Source organism: uncultured Gemella sp. (assembly GCF_963519265.1).
Lineage (GTDB): Bacteria > Bacillota > Bacilli > Staphylococcales > Gemellaceae > Gemella.
In genome coordinates, this window is sequence record NZ_CAUQNQ010000116.1 from 1 (window position 1) to 3595 (window position 3595).

Here is a 3595-nt window from a genome sequence, read left to right on the forward strand (position 1 = left end):
AAATTTCGTATAAAAATACATCTAATGGAATTTTTTGATTACAGTAACTACATCGACCTTTTTTATATAAATAGCTAAAGATTGGAATTAAGTCGCCTGCTTTTAATTCTTGATGACAACTAGCACAATAACTTCTTCTAAACAGAAACTCTTTCTTATTTTCACTATCGACCAAACATTTTATCGCACTAGCAAAAATAAGACTTACAATAATAATAAATATGTACCTTTCCATAAATATCTCCCCCTATTTTATAACTCTTCGATTATATTTTAGCACAAATATAAACACTTAACCATATCTATTATCATGAACTTCGCAATATATTAATAATATTTTCTTATTTTTTAATTATAAAAATCTAAATTTTCTAGACTAGCGATATACCTGTTATTTTTGTTCTTTTCAAAGTTATATTTTTTCTACTCCGTATATATACACCTTTACACTACACGAGAAAGGAAGTGATTCAAAAATTGCGATTTCTTAAGGAACAAGATTTTGTCGAGTTTTCCCCTCAAAATTTATTAGACATCCAAAAAGCTTTTGTAAAGCTAATTTAAATACCAATAAACCAATGCATCTATGAGTTATCATATAAACTTTTAAAAAAAATTCAGAACTTTTGGGAAACTCTCTTAAATTCTTTGTATTTCAACTTACTTCTACTCATTAAATTCCCAACGACCATTATGTCCTGTACTTACATACTTAAGGTTATTTATTATTTTATAATCCTTTCAATAGTCTTTACACTAACTCCAGCTTCATCTGCAATAGTTTTTCTTGTAATCTTATCATTGCTTTCTTACTTTTTCTTTGATAAACTCTACAAGGATTACCTTATTACGAACGACTCCCTGAGCATCACACTGAACAATATCTTGAGAAACACCATGGATGACATTCTGAACAATGCTTCGAATGGCATTATTACCTCCCACTTTCTGCGTTACTATCTTCTAAAGAGGAATAATCGTTTTGAATACATTTCATTCTTCAAATACTGGACTTTTCCCTAAATAAAGCTGTGTATATTTGTAAGTATTTCTCATTCCTGAACCAATTTATCAGCAAGACCTATTTCTCTAAACACCTTTGATATTGCCTGATTCTTAGGAAGTAGTAAATTAATAATGGCTTGTTGAATTCCCAGTCTTATATCCTCAGCTCGCCCTTCTGCTCACCCTTCTACGAGACCGGCAACCATACCATCAGCATAACTAGCCGCTCTTCCTTCTTCCTATGCATACATATACGAAGCACAATAATGGTCTTGTTGCCTTGTTCTCTCATCATACATATCTTTGTATTCTCCTACAGATACGCTTCAAATTCTTGTTCACTTATATTTAATTTCTTCGCTACTATCTCTTTAGTGAGTAATCCTTCTTTCACTAAATCTATCAACTCACTTACTCGACCTTGCTCAATCCCTTCTGCTCGTCCTTCTGCTCTCCCTCGTTCTATTCCTTGTGCCATTCCATATTCAATTCCCTCTTCACGTGCATAAGCATACGTCGCCCATTGGTGATCTAATTGTCTTGTTCTTTCATCATACATATCTTTGTATTCTCCTACAGATACGCTTCAAATTCTTGTTCACTTATATTTAATTTCTTCGCTACTATCTCTTTAGTGAGTAATCCTTCTTTCACTAAATCTATCAACTCACTTACTCGACCTTGCTCAATCCCTTCTGCTCGTCCTTCTGCTCTCCCTTCTGCTCGTCCTCGTTCTATTCCTTGTGCCATTCCGTATTCAATTCCCTCTTCACGTGCATAAGCATACGTCGCCCATTGATGGTCTAATTGTCTTGTTCTTTCATCATACATATCTTTTTCCTCCTTAGTCCAGTTTCTAACATTAAGTAAATCATCGGCTTGGTCAATTATTTCACCAGGTTCACTTGTGTACTGCTTGTTGCCGAAAAATTCTAGCCAACGTACTTTATTATAACTTTCTTTTAATTCTGGTTTGTATTTTTTAAGTTCTAAAAATACTATTTTCAACAACGGCATCTCTTTTATGTCGTTGTCTATATACATTTTTAGTTCGGTGTTTCTTGTTTCTTCTTTGATTAAAAAAGTACTTATAGGATCATCACCATCAAAGTAGTTTTTGTCTACTATCGCTGCTACATAAACTGGTGGTAGTTTTTTGTAAATAGCGTGTTTTTCTTTTTCATTTTGTTTTAACCTTTCGATATTATCATTAACTTGTTTGCATAGGTACGCCCAGATACGATTCATGAAGAATGCCTGCTTAGCTAATTGCACTTCGATTATAACTTGTGCGTGATTGTCTAGTTCGACAAGTATATCAACAGCTATATTAAAATCATCTTCTACATTACTATTAGCACGAAAGATTTTATCGCTACCAATTAGTTTTGCACTTTTTGCCGGTAAATCGAAAATATCCTGTACAAATTGCAATGCCACCGCCTCGTTACAAAATACTTTTTTTACTACCAGATCATAAATTGGTTTAATATTTTTATGGCGTTCATCCATATTTTTTCTCCCCCTTTTTTATTAATTATAATTTTTTTAATTTTTTTCTACCCTATTACTAACTTTATTATACTAGAAAAAAATCATTTTTTCTAATGATATCACTGTTCTACGAGAAGTTCAAACACAAAAAATCCAAGAAATGAACCTTTCGATTCTTCCTTGGATTTCTTGCTCTTCTAGATTATCTAAACAGAAAATTTCAAAGATTTATTTTCGATGATTTAGTGACTTTTACTCTTCATCTTTTTTACGTCTTTTAGCAACTGCTAGTAAGCTTCCTAGTACAGCTAATCCTAGACCTGCTAGTCCTGTATTAGTTTCTGATGTACCAGTATTCGCTAAGCGTTTAGTAGATTTCTCTACTTTAGCTGTTGATTCTGGCTTAATGTTTTCATCAACTTTTGGTGATGTTGGAGTAACTTTTCTGAAGATATGCGTTACAATATCATCTTTAGTTTCTGTTCTAACGAATACATATCCTTCAATTTCTCCAGCTTCTAGCGCTTCATTAGCTTTACCTAAAACTTTTGGCGCTTTCACATCAGCCGCTTTAAGCTCTCTACCATCCTCATCAATCCATTTAGTGATGATTAATGCAGGTCTATCCACTGTTGGAGTAGAAATAATATGTCCATTTTCATCTACATCAGCTGTTCCGATTGTATCTGTGTATTCTGGAATTTCTACAACTGGTGGTGTGATTAAGTTTCCATTCTCGTCTACTCCTGATGTACCAATTGTTCCTGTGTATTCTGGAACTTCTACAACTGGTGGTGTGATTAAGTTTCCATTCTCATCTACTCCTGGTGTAGATATTGTTCCTGTATATTCTGGAATTTCTACAACTGGTGGTGTGATTAAGTTTCCATTCTCATCTACTCCTGTTGAACCAATAGTTCCAGTGTACTCTGGTACTTCTACGCTTGGAGCATTATTTGGAATTTCAAACTTGAATTCACCAAGTTTATGAACATCATCAATAGCTTTCTCTCCGTCTTTCTGAGCTTTCGCTATCTCATCTGCATTATTTGCTTCATCAACTTTAGCCTTAGCTGCTTCTGTAGCTTTGTCTACT

General features: G+C 33.6%; 4 protein-coding genes. All 4 read right to left on the reverse strand.

The features are described 5' to 3' along the window. On the reverse strand, positions 1-235 hold a 235-nt coding region (locus tag RWN11_RS07655; RefSeq protein ID WP_314161138.1), incomplete at its 3' end, for a prepilin peptidase. A 1083-nt stretch (positions 236-1318) separates the two neighbouring features. Continuing rightward, the gene (locus tag RWN11_RS07660) at positions 1319-1564 is read right to left on the reverse strand and encodes a hypothetical protein (RefSeq protein ID WP_314161139.1); all 246 of its coding nucleotides are present in this window, start codon (positions 1562-1564) and stop codon (positions 1319-1321) included. A gap of 14 nt (positions 1565-1578) precedes the next feature. After that, on the reverse strand, positions 1579-2517 hold the full coding sequence (locus RWN11_RS07665; protein ID WP_314161140.1) for a PD-(D/E)XK nuclease family transposase: 939 nt from the start codon (positions 2515-2517) through the stop codon (positions 1579-1581). Positions 2518-2751: 234 nt separating this feature from the next. Then, a partial coding sequence (locus tag RWN11_RS07670) for an SIALI-17 repeat-containing surface protein (protein WP_314161141.1) occupies positions 2752-3595 on the reverse strand: 844 nt, incomplete at its 5' end.